The sequence below is a fragment of the Proteus penneri genome, assembly GCF_003144535.1.
Taxonomy (GTDB): domain Bacteria; phylum Pseudomonadota; class Gammaproteobacteria; order Enterobacterales; family Enterobacteriaceae; genus Proteus; species Proteus penneri.
Genome location: NZ_PHFJ01000017.1, coordinates 1 through 19,360 on the forward strand (window position 1 = coordinate 1; position 19,360 = coordinate 19,360).

A 19,360-nucleotide genomic window follows, 5' to 3' on the forward strand; every position below is an offset into this window, starting at 1 on the left:
CTTGAGCCAGCATTAGAAAATAGAATTGCTAAGCATTCATCACAAACAGAGAACCTCAAAGAGCTAACAGGTATTTTAGCGACGGTGATTGTACTGAATGAAAGCGGATTGATTGATGGAAATTCGAAAGGGAATAATACATCATCAGTAGTTACTAAGCCTAATGTAACGACAACAAAACCAAATGAACAAGTACCACCGAAAACTGTACCTAATCAGACAGGTGGTGATAAATTAGGTAATTATCAAGTTCACGACTTGAAACAGGTGACTGACCCTGCTTTAAATTTAGATTCTATTAGGAATGCGACTCAACAATATTTGAAAAAACCGTTACAGCAAGATGGTGCAGCAGTTAGCTATGCTACTGCTTCAGTTACAGTAAATGGTAAAACTGAATATTATCTTTCGGTGAGTGGCAAATCTTGGTCAGGGAAATCTCCTGATACGGTAAATATTGATGGGGTTACTTATAAAGTTATTCGTGATGATAAGAATAGTTTTACTAGTGTAGGAAACATTGAGTCGAAGAGAACAAATTTTAATCATGCAGAACAAAAGTTATTTAATCATATTCAAGATGCTTATAAAGGACAAAAAGCAGATGTAAATATGGCAATACAAAATACATCGAATCGAGATCCGGGTATGTGCGTAAGTTGTGGCTATACAAGTAAAAATTTTGCAGAAAATAATAAAGATCTTAATGTGAAAATTTATCAAGGCTCTACGGGGGAAAATAAGTAATGAACAATGAACTGATAGAGTATCTACATTCGGTATATCCTGAGTTACCGATTGATACTAGCTATATGCGGGGTTACTCGAATGAAGAAATTGGGAAAATTGAACGTTTATATGACATCAAAGTCGAAGGTCAATTGTATGATTTTTTAGCTAATATTGGTCGTTGTAGCGGTGGCCTTTTTGGCGATGAACCGCTTGTTTTTTATCGATATGGTCAGACGGTTAGAGGTAACATCTTATATCAAGATTCAATGAGAGATGAAGTCCCACATGTTCAGCCATATAATCTTCGAAAACAGAAAGCGTTATTTATATCAGTAGAAAGCTATACTCAGTATTTCTTTTTACTTACAGAGTCTGATGATCCTAACCGAGTTTATCAATATGATGAAAATGAAGAGACTGTAGAAGCGACTGACTGGGATCTAAACAGTTATTTAAGACATATAGTTAATGTCTATACGCGAAACTACAAAATAAAAGCTCCATTTGACGAATGCGGCGAGCTTATTGTTATTTAAATTATAAAGATCCCAATTTAATATTGGGATCATCTTTAATAATCTTATTCACTCCTCAGTCGACCGGATAATCAACTGTCCAGCTTGGCGGATAAAGGTATAATGATCACCACCTAAAATTCCTGTTTATTCAAACACTTACAACTAATTATCAGTTGGGGGCTGGAGTTGGATTTTCCGCGTTTCGGCAAGTGACCCACTGTATATTGTCTGGTTTTCCCCCTTCTTCTTTAGCTGTCTAGCTTTTTGCCTTACAACAGAGCACTAATGCCAATCGTCGAAAAGCGAAACCCACACCGACAGCCGCCAATCTCAAGGTAGCACCTTAAATGCCGGATAAAATCTGTCGATTACCGCAACAGGTAAAAATAAAGACAGATTCAAGTGGTTACAGGATTACTGCAAGGCTTAGCAGGAGGATTAGGCGCTGGTGGCGGTGAATTAGCAGCGAGATATATTGCGAAAGAGCTCTTCCCTAATAAAGACGTGAGTGAACTCACTGAACGTGAAAAACAGCAAGTGAGTGCATTGAGTCAACTGGCCTCTGGTCTTGCCGGAGGACTGACTACCGGTGATATGGCGGGTGCAATTACTGGCTCGCAAGCTGGGAAGAATGCGGTTGAGAATAACTTCTTCAAACCTACAGTTCTGCCAACAGATATGGCTGATTATGGGCAATCAGTTTCATCACTAGCGGTTTCAATGGCCCAAAATGATGGCAGTATAGAAGAAATCAATGCAGAGTTATATCCTTCTCACTCATGCAAAATCATGCTCATCGTGTGGCGAAATCAATGTCCTGCCAACAAGCAAAGCGGAGCTCTTGTGTCCGAACAACCGTTAGCAGAATAATTTTAGTCGCTATTTTGGTGATCACACTACCTGTATAACCAGCTAGATCCTTCAGAAAATAAGGTAACTCTTCAGCGGTTAAGAATGGGAAATGTTGTTTCTTCGGTGGGGTTAGTGCTGTTGCCAGATCAGGTGCTGGATTGTATTCGATCACATAAGGAGAAAGTAGACTTTAATAGACGATGGTAAGCTAGGCGTGGCGGAAGATCACAGGAGTCGAACCTGCCAAGGACCGCTGGCGGCCCCATCTGGATTTGAAGTCCAGCCGCCCCACCGGGGACGATGATCTTCCATTTTTAAATAGGTCAAAAGGAAATAACGGGATGATTATACGCTGAATTATTTTTAATCCCAAGTGCATCAAATCAATAAAATCCCTTTCAAATAAAATAATCCCGTTTTTGAGTAAAACCTCGGATAATTACCGCGATACTATTGAACTTATACAGTTTCATCCTCATCTTACTATTTATAACGAATAAACTCAGTGGTGTGTTTTACGTCACTGCAAACCCAAATACAGGATGTTTTTTATGTCAAATCCATTACTTAGCACAACGGGATTACCTGCATTTTCCCAGATCAAACCAGAACATGTTGTTCCTGCATTAAAAGAAGTGTTAACAAATTACCGCGAAACAGTTGAAAGATTACTAGCTGAAAATACTCAATTTAATTGGAATAACCTTTGCCAACCCTTAGCAGAAGCAGGCGATAAACTTTCTCGTGTTTGGTCCCCCGTTAGCCATTTAAATTCTGTTAAAAACTGTGCTGAACTGCGTGAAGTGTATGAACAAAGTTTGCCGTTGCTATCTGAATTTAGTACATGGATGGGACAACATGAAGGCTTATATCAAGCTTATAAATCAATTAAAGAAAGTGCTGATTTTAATGCGTTAACTCAACCACAGAAAAAAGCGATTGAAAACGCATTACGTGACTTTGAATTATCAGGTATCGGTTTACCTAAAGAGAAACAACAGCGTTTTGGTGAAATTAGCGCGCGTATGTCTGAGTTAAGCGCTAAATATGGAAATAACGTATTAGATGCAACGATGGGGTGGTCTAAATTAATTACTGATGTAGAAGATTTATCGGGTATGCCTCAAAGTGCTATTGATGCCGCAAAAGCTATCGCACAAGCAAAAGAACAAGACGGCTATCTGTTAACACTTGATATGCCTAGCTATCTCCCTGTTATGACCTATGCGGATAATCGTGAACTTAGAAAAGAGATGAGCATCGCTTATAGCACGCGCGCATCAGATCAAGGCCCCAATGCAGGCCAGTGGGATAATAGTGAAATAATGGCGGAGATCCTCGCATTACGTCACGAACTCGCCCAACTGCTTGGTTTTAAAAATTATGCTGAAAAATCACTTGCTACTAAAATGGCAGAGTCTCCGGAGCAAGTTCTTAGTTTTTTAACTGACTTAGCACAACGCGCTCACCCACAAGGTAAAGAAGAGTTAGCGGAGTTAACTCAATTTGCAAAAGAGCACTATGGCATTGATAAATTAGAATCTTGGGATCTGGCTTACTACAGCGAAAAACAGAAACAACACCTGTTCTCAATCGATGATGAGCAATTACGTCCTTACTTCCCTGAACAGCGTGCTTTAAGTGGTTTATTTGAAGTTGTTCATCGTATCTATGGTTTAACAGCCAAAGAGCGTAACGATATCGACACTTGGCATGATGATGTTCGTTTCTTTGAGCTTTACGATGACAATAACACCTTGCGCGGTAGCTTCTATCTTGATTTGTATGCACGTGAACACAAACGTGGTGGTGCTTGGATGGATGATTGCATAGGAAGAATGCGTCATGCCGATGGCAAGCTACAAAACCCTGTTGCTTATCTCACCTGTAACTTCAATAAGCCTGTAGGTGATAAACCAGCACTGTTTACTCATAATGAAGTCACCACACTGTTCCATGAGTTTGGTCATGGCTTACATCATATGTTAACGCAAATTGATACTGCCGATGTTGCAGGTATTAACGGTGTACCATGGGATGCTGTTGAATTACCAAGCCAATTTATGGAAAACTGGTGCTGGGAGCCAGAAGCATTAGCCTTTATTTCTGGTCATTATGAAACTGGCGAACCATTACCACAGGCAATGCTTGATAATATGCTTAAAGCAAAAAATTATCAGTCTGCAATGTTTGTGTTACGCCAACTAGAATTTGGTTTGTTTGATTTCCGTTTACATGCAGAATATGACCCAGCAAAAGGGGCTTGTGTAATGGAAACCTTAAACCGTGTGAAAGAACAAGTTTCCGTTGTTCCTTCAACACCTTGGGCGCGTTTTCCTCATGCCTTTAGCCATATCTTTGCAGGTGGGTATGCTGCCGGTTATTACAGCTATTTATGGGCTGATGTACTGGCAGCTGATGCCTTCTCTCGCTTCTCCGAAGAAGGCATTTTTAACCGCGAAACGGGTCAATCATTCCTTGATAATATTTTAACTCGTGGTGGTTCAGAAGAACCAATGGAGCTATTCAAACGCTTCCGTGGTCGTGAACCGAAACTTGATGCTATGCTCAAAGGCTACGGCATTAAAGGATGATATGTGAATATCTGTTTACTTTGTGAAGAAGGCGCTGATAACAGCGCCTTATCTGATTTAGCGCAACGTTGGGGACTCGTGCACGACGAAACGCAAATCATGGCTTTAGTATTAACATCGACCCACCTTGAATTACGCAAACAAGATGAACCTAAATTAGGTGGCATCTATGTGGATTTCGTAGAAGGCACCATGGCGCATCGTCGTAAATTTGGCGGAGGTCGAGGTGAGGCGGTAGCAAAAGCGGTTGGGATCAAAAAAGACTATCTGCCTGATGTTGTTGATGCGACAGCCGGACTTGGTCGAGATGCATTTGTATTAGCATCTATTGGTTGCAAAGTCAGAATGGTAGAGCGTCACCCTGTCGTTGCTGCATTACTTGAAGATGGCCTAAAGCGTGCTTATCGTGATGCTGATATTGGTGAATGGATGCAAGAGAGAATGACATTAATTCATGCCTCTTCGGCCCAAGCACTCACTGAGATCACGCCTCCTCCTGATGTTGTCTATCTTGATCCTATGTATCCCCATAAGGCGAAAAGTGCATTAGTAAAAAAAGAGATGCGAGTATTTCAGTCTTTAGTTGGTGCTGATGAAGATGCAGATGCGCTATTAGAACCCGCAATGACTTTGGCGAAAAAACGTGTCGTTGTAAAAAGACCCGACTACGCAGAACCATTAAATAATCAGGCTGCACATGCCAATGTAACAACCAAAAATCACCGTTTTGATATTTATCCTTGTATTTAAAGTTATCCTTTTATAATAAAGGGGCTATAGAGCCCCTTTATTACACCACCACCGCTTTTCTTCTAATTTCTGATTATTGAATACTATACCCACCATCAATAACAAGATTATGACCATTTATCATATCTGAAGCATTACTTGCTAAAAAAACAGCAGCAGCAGCAATCTCTTCAGGTTCTGCAAAGCGTTGGGCTGGAATTTGAGCTTTCATCTTTTCACCTTTCTCACCTTCCCAAGCTTTTTTACCTAAATCGGTCATCACAATTGTGGGTAATATCGCATTGATTTGTAAGCCTTTAGGTGCCCATTCTAATGCAAGAACTTGTGTCATACCAATAACGCCCGCTTTGGTAGCACAATAGGCGATATGCTCGGGCAGTGCTATCACCCCCGCTTGAGAAGCAAGATTGATTATCTTACCTTGTCCTCGCTGTAACATGTGTCGCCCAACTTCTTGGCATAACAAAAAAGTCCCCGTTAGATTCACTGATAGCGTTTTATTCCAATCTTCAAGCGAGAGAGACTCCGCGGGTGCTAATGCTACAATGCCTGCACAATTAACTAAAATATCAATACGATCAAATTCTTCTAATACAGAATGTACAGCTTTTTTTACCGAATCTTCGCTTGAGATATCACATTGAATACCTACTGCACTATTTAATTGCTGAGCAACCTGTTCCACTTGCTCTGATCTATCTAATAGCGCAACTTTTGCTCCTTTCTCAATAAACATTTTCGCAATAGATAACCCAATTCCTGCAGCCCCCCCCGTAATAACAGCGACTTTATTTGGTAAAGTAAAATCTATCTGCATAGCCATAAATACCTCCTACAAAAATAATCACTTTATAAAGTGCCTCTTTTTTAAGGATAGCAGATGAAAAATTAGATAAAGATGAGATAGGTAAACCAAGGAAGGTTCGTCGGGGATCTGACGGGTGTTAAACACCCGTTCAGAATTAATAAATTTTACAGTACGCCTTGCGCCAGCATTGCATCAGCGACTTTAACAAAACCAGCAATGTTCGCGCCTTGAATATAATTAGTCTGCTTACCTTCACCACCGTAATTCACACAAGCATGGTGAATATCTAACATGATGTGATGTAAGCGAGCATCCACTTTCTCAGCTTTCCAGCTTAAACGTGCCGCATTTTGCGCCATCTCTAAACCAGAGGTTGCAACACCACCGGCATTAGCGGCTTTTCCTGGTGCAAAAAGGACACCCGCTTCAATAAAGGCATCTGTTGCTGCAATCGTTGTTGGCATATTCGCACCTTCCGCAACGGCTTTAACGCCATTGTTGATCAAGACTTTTGCAGCCTCTAGATCTAATTCATTTTGTGTTGCACAAGGTAGAGCAATATCAACAGGAACAGCCCAAGGTTGTTGCCCTTCAAGATAGGTTAAACCAAATTCTTTGGCATACTCTTCAACACGACCGTAATTATTTTTAATTTCAGTGAGTCGTGCGAGTTTTTCTGTCGTAAATCCAGCTTCATCAACCACAGTACCAGCTGAATCTGATGCTGTTATGACTTTAGCGCCTAACTCTAAACATTTTTCAATAGTGAACTGTGCAACATTACCTGCACCAGAAACCGCCACACGCATTCCCTCAAGAGACATACCATGACGTTTAAGCATTGCATTAGTAAAGTAGACTAAACCGTACCCAGTAGCTTCTGGGCGGATTAAACTGCCCCCGAATGAAAGACCTTTACCTGTAAATACACATTCATTGCTATTAGACAGTTTTTTCATCATGCCTGCCATAAAGCCGACTTCTCGCGCACCCACACCAATGTCACCAGCAGGAACATCTGTATTAGCCCCTAAATGGCGATAAAGTTCAGTCATTAAAGCCTGACAAAAACGCATCACTTCCCCATGACTTTTACCTTTAGGATTAAAATCAGAGCCACCTTTTGCGCCCCCCATCGGCAATGTCGTTAATGCATTTTTAAATGTTTGCTCAAAACCTAAGAATTTTAGGATGGAGAGATTGACTGATGGATGGAAACGCATACCACCTTTGTAAGGTCCAATGGCTGAGTTAAATTGGATACGCCATGCACGGTTAACTTGTACTTGCCCTTTGTCATCTAACCAACAGACGCGAAACTGAATAATACGTTCAGGCTCAACTAAACGCTCAAGTAATGATTGTTCACGATATTGTGGATTTTTCTCTAAAAAAGGCCACAAAGTGGTAAAAACTTCACGAACCGCCTGATGATACTCAGGCTGATGAGCGTTATATTTTTCTACCCCTTCTAAAAACGAAGATAAAGAGCCAGATCTATTCATTCAGCTATTCCTTTTTTGTGTAATGTGATGATGATATAACCTCATTTATTCAGAATATTTTTGGGTTTTTGTGAGGTTGATATTGTTTTGCTTCTTGAATATATCATTAAAATGTATTCACACTTCAAGACATTTTTTTCATAATTAGACAAAAAAAAAGATTGACTCAGTTTAACTGTAAGAAAAATAGGAATTTTGGGCAAAAAAATACCTGCATAAGCAGGCATTTTTTTGCTTAAACAAGCAATCGATTATTATTCATCATCTTTCAGAGGTACAATTAGCATATCAACATGCACAGTATTAATTAGTTGGCGTGCCGATGACATCAATTTGCTCCAGAAGTCTTGGTGATGACCACAAACGACTAAATCCATATCGTATTTCTTAATCGCATCAACCAGAACTTGACCTAAATCGCCGCTACCGCTCAGGGTTTCTTGAATTTCATAACCCGATTGATCAGAAAGGTTTTTTAACGCGTTACGGGTTTCATCAGTAATACGTTGTTGCATATCACCGAGGTTGACATCTATAAGACCGGTATAAAGATCAGAGTAGTTAACATCAACGTGAATTAAGGAAACTTTGGCATTATAGGGTTTTGCCATAGATACAGCTTTCTGTACCAAGACGTTACTCTCAGGGGATAAATCAACTGCCACTAGAATATGCTTATAAGCCATCGTGAACTCCTTCCATAAGCTGATTAATCGGTTGGAAAGGCGGTTAAGCCTAAATCCTATGTATTAAATATAACGTTTTAAGATGAAAGTTAGATGTTGCCTTGATCACAACTTATGTCAAATTCATCAAGAAAGCATCTATCGATGAATAACAATATACACCATTTTAGATTAGCACGATGTCATTCACCGATAATATCATCATAATAATGAGAATTGAGTAGAAAAAACAACAAAAACACCCTTTTAGAGTTATTTTTTATTTTTTTTTCTAAAAAAGGAAACAACTTGAAAAAGTCACTTTTGTTTATTGCTTAATTTCACCTAAACTTAAATTAGAGAAAAAGTAACCTTTATTGGTAAAGATTTTCTCATCTCAGAATCTATTATTCTAGGGAGGGGATTATGTTTAATGTCATTGTTGTCTTTTGGGCGCTATGTATTCTTTGCCTGATCAATATGATGCGTTATTTTTCATCTATTCGGGTGTTACTCACAATACTGCGCCAATCCGATCCTTTGCTCTACCAATCGGTGGATGGTAATGGATTTTTTACTATGCATGGGCAATTTTCAAAACAGTTGCGGCTTATCCGCTATATCAACCAACGCCAATACATCAATCATCATAATCCTGAAGTTATTATGCGTTGCGAGCGAATCTATCGGCAATTTTATCTTGTTAGTCGTTTTTGTATTTTGGCTGTCGCAAGTTTAATTGCGATGCTTTTCTGGTAGAGACAAAAACAAAAAACGGTGACTAAAAGTCACCGTTTATAAACAAACTTAGGTAAGTTACCGCTATTAGCTATTCACAATAAATGTCAGTGATATCCAATAAAGTAAACCTGATAAACCAATGCTAACTGGTAATGTTAAGATCCAAGCCAGTGCAATGTTTTTCACTGTCTTAGTTTGAACACCACCACCATCAACAATCATCGTACCAGCAACTGCAGATGACAGAACTTGTGTTGTTGATACAGGCATACCCGTATAACTTGCTACACCAATGGAAACTGCTGCTGTTACCTGAGCAGAAACCCCTTGTGCGTAAGTCATACCTTTTTTACCAATTTTCTCACCAATAGTTACTGCAACGCGTTTCCAACCTACCATTGTCCCGATAGAGAGCGCTAATGCCACTGCGATAATGATCCAAATCGGAGCATATTCCACCGTGTTTAGCAGGTCACGACTCAATGTTTTTAAGAACCGTGCATCTTGGGCGCTAGTTTCTGGTAATTTAGCCACTTCTGTTGCGGTATCAGCGATACACATAAGTAATCGACGCATTTGAGCACGCTGGTCTGCTGTTAGCTCGTCATAAGAGCTAATATTTGCAAGCATCAGTTCTGTTTGATTCAGAACAATTGGCGTTCTTGCGCTATTACAATGAAAATCTGTATCACTAGCATCAGTTTGTGCTGGTACTACTGGTGTATTATCAATAGCATGCTGTAGCGCTGGCTGATGTTTCTCATAATATTGTTGTAAGTGTACAACTGCATCATGAGTTTTGGTGATATCGTATCCGCTCGCATTCATATTGACGACAAAGCCCGCAGGCGCTACGCCAATTAATACCAACATGATAAGACCGATACCTTTCTGCCCATCATTTGCACCATGAGAGAAACTCACCCCAACTGCTGATAAAATCAGTGCAGTACGGGTCCAAAATGGCGGTTTACGCTTACCATCTTGCTTCTCACGTTCAGCAGGTGTCAGGTGAATACGACGACGCTTTTTCGTACCACTCCAATAACGGCGCAGTAAGAAAATCATCGCACCTGCAATAATCAAGCCGATAATTGGAGAAAGAATGAGTGACAGGAAGATACTGATCATTTTAGGTATGTTTAACGCATCAACGATAGACGAATCTGTCACGATAGCATTTGTTAAACCAATACCAATGATAGCACCTATTAGCGTATGTGAACTTGATGCTGGGATACCAAAATACCATGCACCTAAGTTCCAGATAATGGCAGCTAACAGCAACGAGAAGACCATAGCAAGGCCATGACCTGAGCTCACATTCAGCAGAAGATCTGTCGGTAACAAGTGAACGATAGCATAAGCTACGCTCAAACCACCGAGCAAAACTCCAAGGAAGTTAAATACACCCGCCATCACGACCGCAAATTGCGCACGCATAGCACGAGTATAGATAACTGTTGCTACCGCATTTGCGGTATCATGGAAGCCGTTAATAGCTTCATAAAATAGCACAAAAATCAGTGCTAAAACCAACATTAAACCTGTATGAAATTCTAGGTCAGTAAACAAATGTAGCATAGACGTTAAGCCAGTTAGTTGGACATGAACGCGGCGCATTATCAGCGACAAATGCGAACGGTGGAAGCGAAATTTAACCTTTTTTTGATTTGATAACCAACAAAATCAGAGTCTTTTTAAGATAATTCCTTATATATCATCCAATTAATAAAAATAAAAAAAAAGTAAATTTCTGACAAATTTTTTCCTTGCTAATACGAATTTAGGTGAAAAATACAGATTTCTCCATATAATTTTACAAAAACATGCTGATCTTACGCGAAAATCATTGATTAAGTAGTCAGTAAAAACTAAGAACGAGGCATCATTGTGGGATCATACGATACAGTAATTATAGGTGCAGGTGCCGCGGGGCTTTTTTGTGCATCTTTAGCAGGGCAAGCGGGGCTATCTGTTTTAGTCCTCGATAATGGCAAAAAAGCAGGTCGTAAAATTCTAATGTCAGGTGGTGGACGTTGTAATTTCACCAATATGTATATCGAACCTTCAGCGTATTTATCAGAGAATCCTCATTTCTGTAAGTCAGCGCTTGCTCGCTATACACAATGGGATTTTATTGAATTAGTGCAAAAATATAACATCGCCTACCATGAGAAAACGTTAGGACAGCTATTTTGTGATGATTCAGCACAACAAATTGTTGATTTATTACTGACTGAATGTCAAAAAGGGAAAGTAAGTATTCACTTACGTAGTGAAGTTACGCAAATCGAGAAAACTGACGTAGGCTTCACTATTTTTGTTGATGGAAAAACTATCACAACATCTTCAGTAGTTATTGCCAGTGGTGGGCTTTCTATGCCTGGTTTAGGTGCTACTCCTTTTGGCTATAAAGTCGCAGAACAATTTGGCCTTCCTGTTTTACCCACTCGTGCCGGCTTAGTGCCTTTTACATTACATAAACCCCAGCTTGAGCAATTAAGCCAACTATCTGGCGTAGCTGTACCGGCCATTGTGACAGCAAAAAATGGGACGAATTTTAAAGAAAACATTCTTTTTACGCATCGTGGTCTTTCAGGCCCTGCTATTTTGCAAATCTCTAGTTATTGGCAACCAGGTGAGTATGTAAGTATTAACTTACTTCCCAATATTGACCTTGAAAGCCTTCTACAAGAAAAACGTCAAGAGCACCCAAATCAATTATTAAAAAATACGCTTTCTCGCTTATTACCAAAGCGTTTTATTGAAATAATGATAGAAAATAAACAGTTACCTGATATTTCTCTGACTCAACTTAGTAATGAACGCATTACGCAAATTGCAACGTTATTACAAGAATGGCAAGTTCAACCCAATGGCACTGAAGGATATCGCACCGCAGAAGTCACACTAGGTGGCGTAGATACTCGTGCCCTTTCCTCTAAAACAATGGAAGCCACAAAAGTCAAAGGACTCTATTTTATTGGAGAAGTGGTTGATGTGACGGGGTGGTTAGGTGGATATAATTTTCAGTGGGCATGGAGCTCAGCTTATGCCTGTGCACAGAGCCTTATCTCAACATCAAAATCGACTTTTGTTGAGTAATAATAAATAAATGTGTAAATACTAAAGTTATAAATATTGGTTTTATAATTCTATAAACTTATAAGTCATATATAATGGAAACCAGCCATCATTAATCAGTGATGGCTTTTTCTTCTGGTATTGCTCTGTAGTGACTCAAAATGCTTTATCCCCCTCCATTTTCTCTGGTTTTTTGCCATATTTTCTCTTCTTTTTCCTATAAATGACCCCATAAAGAATATTGTTAACTATTTGGTTATATTACTATTTTAAAAAATTATTAAAATAAAATAACTCGTTAATCAGTGAGTTAAGACTTTTTTGGCTCTTTTTTCTAATTTGATTAAAAAAAAGACTTTACAAATGATACTGAGAACTATTATCATTACTATCACTTTCAGATGCACCTCCTTCAGGGTCATATGAAAGAACGACATTGCTCACATTGCTTCCAGTGTTTTACTTTAGCCAGCCGGGTGCTGGCTTTTTCTTTTCTAGAACTTATTCGATGTTTTTATTTTCTCTTATTCAAATTATTTGGATCCTCAGGTTAAATTCCTCCGCTTTTTTACTTTGCGCTATTGAGTAAACTGTGTTCAACAACTTCAGAGAAGGAAACACATTATGATTTATCTACGCAAAGCAAATGAAAGAGGACACGCTAATCATGGTTGGCTAGATAGTTGGCATACCTTCTCTTTCGCAAATTATTACGATCGTGATTTTATGGGATTTTCTGCACTACGCGTTATTAATGAAGATCGCGTAATACCCGGTGAAGGTTTCGGTACTCACCCACATAAAGACATGGAAATTTTGACCTATGTGCTTGAAGGTAATATTGAGCATAAAGACAGCATGGGTAACAAAGAAAATGTTCCCGCAGGTGAGTTTCAAATCATGAGTGCAGGTACAGGCATTACTCACTCAGAATATAATCCAAATAGTGATAAAGGACTGCATTTTTACCAAATTTGGATTATGCCAAATACCGTCGGTATCACACCACGTTACGATCAACGTCGTTTTGATACGACAGCAAGCAAACAGCTTATTTTATCGCCTGATGCTCGTGATGGCTCTTTAAAAGTCTTTCAAGATATGACGTTATGGCGCTGGAACCTGAAAAAAGGTGAAGAAGCACAATATCAAGCCGAAACAGGTCGTCATATTTGGCTACAAGTTGTGAAAGGCAAGATAGCAATTAATGACATTATTGCGACCACAAGTGATGGAATAGCAATTGCTAATGAAGATATGATCCGTTTCGTTGGTGATGAAGATAGTGAAGTTTTACTGTTTGATTTACCTCCTGTAACAGCATAGTTGGGTTATCCACCCTCTAAAGTCACTTTTTCTCTAATAATCTATTTCACTTTATTTTTCTATTCCCTGAAAGCTTCTCGCATTTCAGGGATTTTTTTTATCTAAGAGATCTCAAATAAAAAAACACCAAAATCACATCCTATGAGATTGGTGTTTTTATTCATACTAATAAAAATTAACGTTTTGGCCCAACTTTAGTTAACGCTTGACCCGCAGGGGTATCCGTATATTTATCGAAGTTTTTCACAAAACGATCGGCAAGATCATCTGCTTTAGTATCCCATTGCGTTTTATCCTCATAAGTATCGCGAGGATCTAAGATTTCGCTGTTAACGCCTGGTAATGCTGTTGGGATCTCTAAATCAAACACGGGTAATGTTTTCGTCGGTGCTTTATCAATATCACCATTTAAGATGGCATCAATGATAGCGCGTGTATCTTTAATCGAAATACGCTTACCCGTTCCGTTCCAACCTGTATTAACTAAGTAGGCTTTTGCACCTGATGCTTGCATACGTTTTACCAATACTTCAGCATATTGTGTCGGGTGCAGTGATAAAAATGCCGCACCAAAACAAGCTGAGAATGTTGGCGTTGGCTCAGTCACACCACGTTCGGTCCCCGCAAGTTTAGCGGTGAAGCCTGATAAAAAGTGGTATTGCGTCTGTTCTGGTGTTAAACGTGAAACAGGAGGTAGCACACCAAAAGCATCCGCAGTTAAGAAAATAACTTTCTTAGCGTGACCAGCTTTGGAAATTGGTTTAACGATATTATCGATGTGATAAATAGGGTAAGAAACGCGGGTATTTTCTGTTTTCGAACCATCGTCAAAATCAACAGAGCCATCCGCTAAAACAACCACATTTTCTAATAGTGCATCACGTTTAATTGCACCGTAGATATCGGGTTCAGCTTCTTTTGATAAATGGATAGTTTTCGCATAACATCCACCTTCAAAGTTAAACACGCCGTCATCATCCCAACCATGTTCATCATCACCAATCAGCTTACGCTTAGGATCAGTTGAAAGTGTTGTTTTGCCAGTACCAGATAAACCAAAGAAAATAGCAACATCACCACTTTCGCCAACGTTTGCCGAACAGTGCATAGAAGCGATGCCTTTAAGAGGAAGGAAGTAGTTCATCATAGAGAACATACCTTTCTTCATCTCGCCACCATACCAAGTACCGCCAATTAACTGAATGCGTTCAGTTAAATTGAAAGCAACGAAGTTTTCTGAATTCAGACCTTGCGCCTTCCAATTTGGATTTGTACATTTCGCTCCGTTCATCACAATGAAATCTGGTGTGAAATTCTCCAGCTCTTCTTGTTCAGGACGAATAAACATATTTTTAACAAAATGTGCTTGCCAAGCAACTTCTGTGATAAAACGAACTTTTAAACGTGTATCCGCATTCGCACCACAAAAGGCATCGACAACAAACAAACGTTTGCCTGATAGCTGGTTGGTTACTAATGATTTTAAGTCATCCCACACTTCTTGTGAAAGTGGCTTGTTATCATTCTTACCTTTCCCCTGATCAGCCCACCATACGGTATCACGAGTAACATCATCACGAACAATGTATTTATCTTTCGGAGAACGTCCAGTAAATATACCTGTATCAACGGCAATAGCGCCTAACGAGGTTTGTGTACCTCGTTCATAACCTGTTAATTCTGGTTTAGTTTCTTCATCAAATAACAGCTCATAGCTTGGGTTATAAATGATTTCACTTGTGTCCTTAATACCGTACTGCTGGAGATCCTTAGGGGTAAGACCTTTAACGCTCATAGTTTCGCTCCTGATAAATAGACCTTTCTACGAATAATATTAAGGTGTTACAAGTAATTAACAGCGATTGTTATCAATATTTTGAAAATTTATAATTTTTTTATGTTAAGAACGAGAACTAATGCACAAAACTAAAGAAAAATTATTGAATAAAAAAGGACGCAAAATAGCGTCCTTTTGATAAAACAGTCTTGCTAAATCGAATCAGTGTAATTCAGAATCATCTAACGTATTGATATTATTAATATCATTTTCAGTGAAGATGTAATGTGTTCCACAATATTCGCATTCCATATCAATATTTCCTTGTTCTTGCAACAGGTGGTTTACATCTTCTTTAGACAATGTTACTAATGTATTTTCACAGCGTTCACGCGAACAAGTGCAATGAAATTCAATAAGTTGAGGATCATAAAGAGTGACATCTTCTTCGTGATATAAACGATGTAAAATCTCTTTAGTTTCTAGCGTAAATAGCTCTTCAGCTTTGATGGTGTGTGTTAACTGTGTGAGCAGTTCAAAATGTTCCGCTGTATGTTCTGCTGTGAACTCTTCTGAAGCAGGCAATACTTGTAATAACATCCCCGCTGCAGCTGGCTTGCCCGCTTGCATACCACTACGAATAAATACTCGTGTAGGTAACTGTTCTGACTGCTTAAAGTAGTTATCAATACATGCTTCAATAGTTTCACCATCAAGAGCAACAATACCTTGATAACGCTCACCTTTTTCTGGCGTCACCGTGATGACCATAAAACCATTCCCGATCATCTCTTTTAAGCTACTACCTGCTTTAACATCATCCCCAATACGTGCAACACCACGCATTTGTTGATTGTTATTTCCATTGATCACAGCTAATCGCACAGGACCATCACCTTGTATTTGAACTGTAATATCACCTTCAAATTTAAGCGTAGCTGTTAACAAACTGGTTGCCACCAGCAAATCACCCAGAAGGTGTTGAACTGGCTCAGGATAATGGTGATTTTCAAGCATTGATTGATAGGCTTCAGTCACATTGACCAATTCACCACGTACCGCGTTTTTTTCGAATAAAAAACGTGATAAAGAGTCTTTTTTAGACATGATTTTCTCTCATTTCAGGGAATCGGTTAATCCGATTCTTGTAAATTTGTCTGTTTGAAGCGAAGTAAGGTGCGTCTTTCCTTTTTATCTGGGCAACGCTCAGGATGAGGCATTGTTAACGCATTCATTTTTCTTGCCAGAGCCATTTTTTCTCTTTTAGCAATACTCTCAGGTGTTTCACAATAAAGCGCTTGAGCTTGGGTAGCACCTTGTCGCTGTGAACTTACCATAAGAATGGTTACCGTCCGTTCATCATTACCTTGTCGTAGGCGTATTTCAGCGCCCTCTTCAACGATTTTACTTGGCTTACCTCTCACACCATTGTAGTGAACTTTGCCACCTTCAATCATTGTACGAGCGATAGCACGCGTTTTATAAAAACGTGCGGCCCAAAGCCATTTATCTAAACGGACGCCACTTTCTTGCGATGGTTGACTCATCCCTTTCTCCTTAACTTCAACTTCTTTATGAAGGCGATAGTGTAAACACATAGCCTTCCACAACAAGGGACTTACTGGGGAGGGCGATAAAAACAGTGCTCATAGTAGAGACTGATTTTATTCATGCGTTGGTTATTTTGTCGCCGACGCCGGATGATAAGAAATAGGTTCAATATTAAGAACCCAATAGCGATAAACAATAATAACGTATTACCGATGTAATATAACATCGTCATCGAATCTGGCAGGCTATGTAAAAATATCTGTAACGTACCATTCGCATCGACAACCATGCCCGTTATTACTCCACCCGTATCAAAAGGTGTATGTAATAAAATATCGGATAAACGTTGTAGTTCTCGCCACTGTTCTAACGGAGTAGGTTCAAACACGGAGTTTGAACTTGAAGCGTAATCAACAAGCTGTTTTCTTTCATCACTGATTAATAGCACACCACCTGGTGGCGGACTATTTAACAGTATTGCGGCTTTATCTATTTCTCGGTAGATAAAAGAAGATGTGGTGGTGTCGATAAGCTTTTCCAAGGCCTCAGCACTCACTGCACGTAATAAAACATTAGTTCCAGTTAATTTACCACTTTCAGCTCGTTGAACCAATGCATCCCAATCATTGACATTACTTAAGTTAACTAGTGCCATTTTCAGGCGAATGCATTCATTTTCTCGTGGACATAAATCCTGAGTTTTCAACACAATACCATCAAAATTATCTAACAGGTTCATCCCTGACTTAGTAATCGCTTGGCCTAAACTTGGGTTAACTCGGTTATTAGAAACTGGATGTAATTGCTCTTCGACCATATGTAATAAAGCGGCAGCTTTTTCTATCGTGCTCGATTCAGGCATTGGCATTGGATTACTGTTATTCCAGTAAATCCCTGAGCAATCAAAAGGTGCAAAAATTGTTTTATTATTTTTACTTGATAAGTTAGGTGGCATGTAGCACATCCCAACCCCTTTCGCTTGGATAATATCCCCGACATGCAAATCAGTTGTTTCCAGCTCAGTAAAATTGGTGACTAAATGAGGTTTTGTATCTTTAAGCCATGAAAAACTGAGTTTCATTGAAAGAGACAGAGGTTGATAAAGATACAACATGCCAATAATAAACAGGCTCCAGAAAACGAAAATAATATTTTTAATATAGCGTTTATATGGATAATTTTTTTCTTCATCATGCAATGAAAGGTAGTTTCCTTGCTTTACAACATGATGATTTGGATACATTTCTAAATAAGTCACCTTATCAATATCGCTTTGAATATAAGGCTCCCAATGAGGCGGATAAACAAGATCAATCCCCCCCAAAGAAACATTCTTTACCTGCCCATGATCAAAATTGCCAAAAAGTCCCCAGCGCTTTAAGCGCCCTTTAAAACAGTGGATTTCTTGTTTACGTGGTTTGATCAGCGGGTTGTGGATCAAAAAAATACCCACAGCAAGAAAAGCACCACCAGTCGCTAAGATCCACGGAAGAAAAACTTGGGGCATCATTAAAGCAGTTAAACACAACGTGAACCCTATACAAATAAAAGAGCCATCCCAAAAACCAGATGAATTATGTAATCGATATTCTTCGTTGGTTTCTTCTCGGATTTGCAATAAGTGAGCCGCATCACCTTCATTCTTTTGAATTGTTGATGAACCATTTGTCAATATAGGTTCAGAGCGCTGTTTTAAACTTAAAGCAGAAAAATGAATTTTTTCATCTTTTAAGAAATGCCCATTCACACCAACAACGATGGGGATCGAAGGGGTACAAACAACATCGAGAACGTTTTCTTGCTGAAGATAAGGAACAAGTAGCGGGGGAATATGGATTTCTACAGCATCAATATAATAACGCCAATGATTTAATCCTTCACTAGAGCCAGCAAAGCGATTGACGATATTTCTTAAAGTCGTAACGACTTCACCTTTAATCGGCATCTCGGGGAAGTTTTGTAATGAATAGCCAGAAGAGAAATCAGAGGTGCCAAAATAAGATAAATAATCACTAATAAGCCCATAGTCATCAGAAGTGAGCTTACGATAAGTAGGTTTAGCGAGAGAGGGTAGGTGATGTGAGCCATCAAGCCGCCTTCTTTTAAAGAATAGAAAGGCGGCCATTATAAATAGGCTTATCATCAAGATAGCCAATATAATGACTGATAGTCTCATTTTTTCCCCATACTTATACTGATGCTGCGTAGTAACAATAACAAATTTAAAACCCTGCCTAACATAAGGCAATTCCTATTCTTTTGTTCTATTTTTTATTTAAATACAATAGATTATATTTTTTTTGGCGCGTTATCATTTATTTATTTTATCAATTTTATATCCACTAACAACGCGATCTTCAGGTAAAATAGCGGATCAATAAATAATAATATTCTCAAAAAATCAATAAATAACTAGGTTTAGTTGCGGAGTGTACTCAATTTTCACTTAAAAGC

At 39.0% G+C, this 19,360-nt stretch carries 16 protein-coding genes, 1 tRNA gene and 1 pseudogene; 8 read left to right on the forward strand and 10 right to left on the reverse strand.

Annotation, left to right across the window (positions count from 1 at the left end):
- The 3 genes from CUB63_RS16815 to CUB63_RS16825 all read left to right on the forward strand — a co-directional run.
- The coding region (locus CUB63_RS16815; protein WP_170110800.1) for a hypothetical protein at window positions 1-747 on the forward strand (747 nt) is incomplete at its 5' end.
- On the forward strand, window positions 747-1,268 hold the full coding sequence (locus tag CUB63_RS16820) for a hypothetical protein (RefSeq protein ID WP_006534425.1): 522 nt from the start codon (window positions 747-749) through the stop codon (window positions 1,266-1,268). The genes CUB63_RS16815 and CUB63_RS16820, both read left to right, overlap by 1 nt.
- 486 nt (window positions 1,269-1,754) lie before the next feature.
- On the forward strand, window positions 1,755-2,120 hold the full coding sequence (locus CUB63_RS16825) for a VENN motif pre-toxin domain-containing protein (RefSeq protein ID WP_322975586.1): 366 nt from the start codon (window positions 1,755-1,757) through the stop codon (window positions 2,118-2,120).
- Here CUB63_RS16825 and CUB63_RS17905 read toward each other — a convergent pair.
- Window positions 2,047-2,268 (reverse strand): annotated as a pseudogene (locus CUB63_RS17905) (tyrosine-type recombinase/integrase); the annotation flags it as partial. The gene CUB63_RS16825 and the pseudogene CUB63_RS17905 overlap by 74 nt on opposite strands.
- A gap of 49 nt (window positions 2,269-2,317) precedes the next feature.
- Window positions 2,318-2,412: transfer RNA gene (locus tag CUB63_RS16835), tRNA-Sec, on the reverse strand.
- A 241-nt stretch (window positions 2,413-2,653) separates the two neighbouring features.
- Between CUB63_RS16835 and prlC the strand changes: the two genes are divergently transcribed.
- Both prlC and rsmJ read left to right on the forward strand, forming a co-directional pair.
- On the forward strand, window positions 2,654-4,696 hold the full coding sequence (prlC, locus tag CUB63_RS16840; RefSeq protein ID WP_072065020.1) for an oligopeptidase A: 2,043 nt from the start codon (window positions 2,654-2,656) through the stop codon (window positions 4,694-4,696).
- A gap of 3 nt (window positions 4,697-4,699) precedes the next feature.
- Window positions 4,700-5,446, forward strand: a complete 747-nt coding sequence (gene rsmJ / locus CUB63_RS16845) for a 16S rRNA (guanine(1516)-N(2))-methyltransferase RsmJ (protein ID WP_006534419.1) — start codon at window positions 4,700-4,702, stop codon at window positions 5,444-5,446.
- A gap of 73 nt (window positions 5,447-5,519) precedes the next feature.
- Here rsmJ and CUB63_RS16850 read toward each other — a convergent pair whose 3' ends face one another.
- The 3 genes from CUB63_RS16850 to uspA form a co-directional block, all read right to left on the reverse strand.
- Entirely contained in the window at window positions 5,520-6,269 is a 750-nt protein-coding gene (locus tag CUB63_RS16850; protein ID WP_109848554.1) for an SDR family oxidoreductase, read from the reverse strand.
- Window positions 6,270-6,418: 149 nt separating this feature from the next.
- Window positions 6,419-7,759, reverse strand: coding sequence for an NADP-specific glutamate dehydrogenase (gene gdhA / locus CUB63_RS16855; RefSeq protein ID WP_109399429.1), 1,341 nt, complete (start codon window positions 7,757-7,759; stop codon window positions 6,419-6,421).
- Window positions 7,760-8,013: 254 nt separating this feature from the next.
- Complete coding sequence (gene uspA, locus CUB63_RS16860) at window positions 8,014-8,445, reverse strand: universal stress protein UspA (protein ID WP_072065023.1); 432 nt, start codon at window positions 8,443-8,445, stop codon at window positions 8,014-8,016.
- Window positions 8,446-8,850: 405 nt separating this feature from the next.
- Between uspA and uspB the strand changes: the two genes are divergently transcribed.
- Window positions 8,851-9,183 carry a universal stress protein UspB gene (gene uspB / locus CUB63_RS16865; RefSeq protein WP_006534411.1) on the forward strand — a complete coding sequence of 111 codons (333 nt, stop codon included), beginning with the start codon at window positions 8,851-8,853 and terminating at the stop codon, window positions 9,181-9,183.
- A 66-nt stretch (window positions 9,184-9,249) separates the two neighbouring features.
- Here the strand turns inward: uspB and pitA are convergent, their stop codons facing one another.
- Entirely contained in the window at window positions 9,250-10,749 is a 1,500-nt protein-coding gene (gene pitA, locus CUB63_RS16870) for an inorganic phosphate transporter PitA (protein ID WP_109848555.1), read from the reverse strand.
- 309 nt (window positions 10,750-11,058) lie between these two features.
- Between pitA and CUB63_RS16875 the strand changes: the two genes are divergently transcribed.
- Window positions 11,059-12,273: a BaiN/RdsA family NAD(P)/FAD-dependent oxidoreductase gene (locus CUB63_RS16875; protein ID WP_109848556.1), complete on the forward strand. Its 1,215-nt coding sequence runs from the start codon at window positions 11,059-11,061 to the stop codon at window positions 12,271-12,273.
- Between the two features lie 603 nt (window positions 12,274-12,876).
- Window positions 12,877-13,578: a pirin family protein gene (locus CUB63_RS16885; RefSeq protein ID WP_109399433.1), complete on the forward strand. Its 702-nt coding sequence runs from the start codon at window positions 12,877-12,879 to the stop codon at window positions 13,576-13,578.
- Between the two features lie 175 nt (window positions 13,579-13,753).
- Here the strand turns inward: CUB63_RS16885 and pckA are convergent, their stop codons facing one another.
- From pckA to umoB, 4 genes are all read right to left on the reverse strand, one after another.
- On the reverse strand, window positions 13,754-15,373 hold the full coding sequence (gene pckA / locus CUB63_RS16890) for a phosphoenolpyruvate carboxykinase (ATP) (protein ID WP_006534404.1): 1,620 nt from the start codon (window positions 15,371-15,373) through the stop codon (window positions 13,754-13,756).
- A 204-nt stretch (window positions 15,374-15,577) separates the two neighbouring features.
- Complete coding sequence (gene hslO, locus CUB63_RS16895) at window positions 15,578-16,462, reverse strand: Hsp33 family molecular chaperone HslO (protein ID WP_109848557.1); 885 nt, start codon at window positions 16,460-16,462, stop codon at window positions 15,578-15,580.
- Window positions 16,463-16,488: 26 nt separating this feature from the next.
- Window positions 16,489-16,902: a ribosome-associated heat shock protein Hsp15 gene (hslR, locus tag CUB63_RS16900; protein WP_109848558.1), complete on the reverse strand. Its 414-nt coding sequence runs from the start codon at window positions 16,900-16,902 to the stop codon at window positions 16,489-16,491.
- A gap of 71 nt (window positions 16,903-16,973) precedes the next feature.
- Window positions 16,974-19,082 (reverse strand): flagellar biogenesis regulator UmoB, encoded by a 2,109-nt coding sequence (umoB, locus tag CUB63_RS16905; protein WP_109848559.1) that lies wholly within the window; start codon window positions 19,080-19,082, stop codon window positions 16,974-16,976.
- Window positions 19,083-19,360 lie beyond the last annotated feature (278 nt).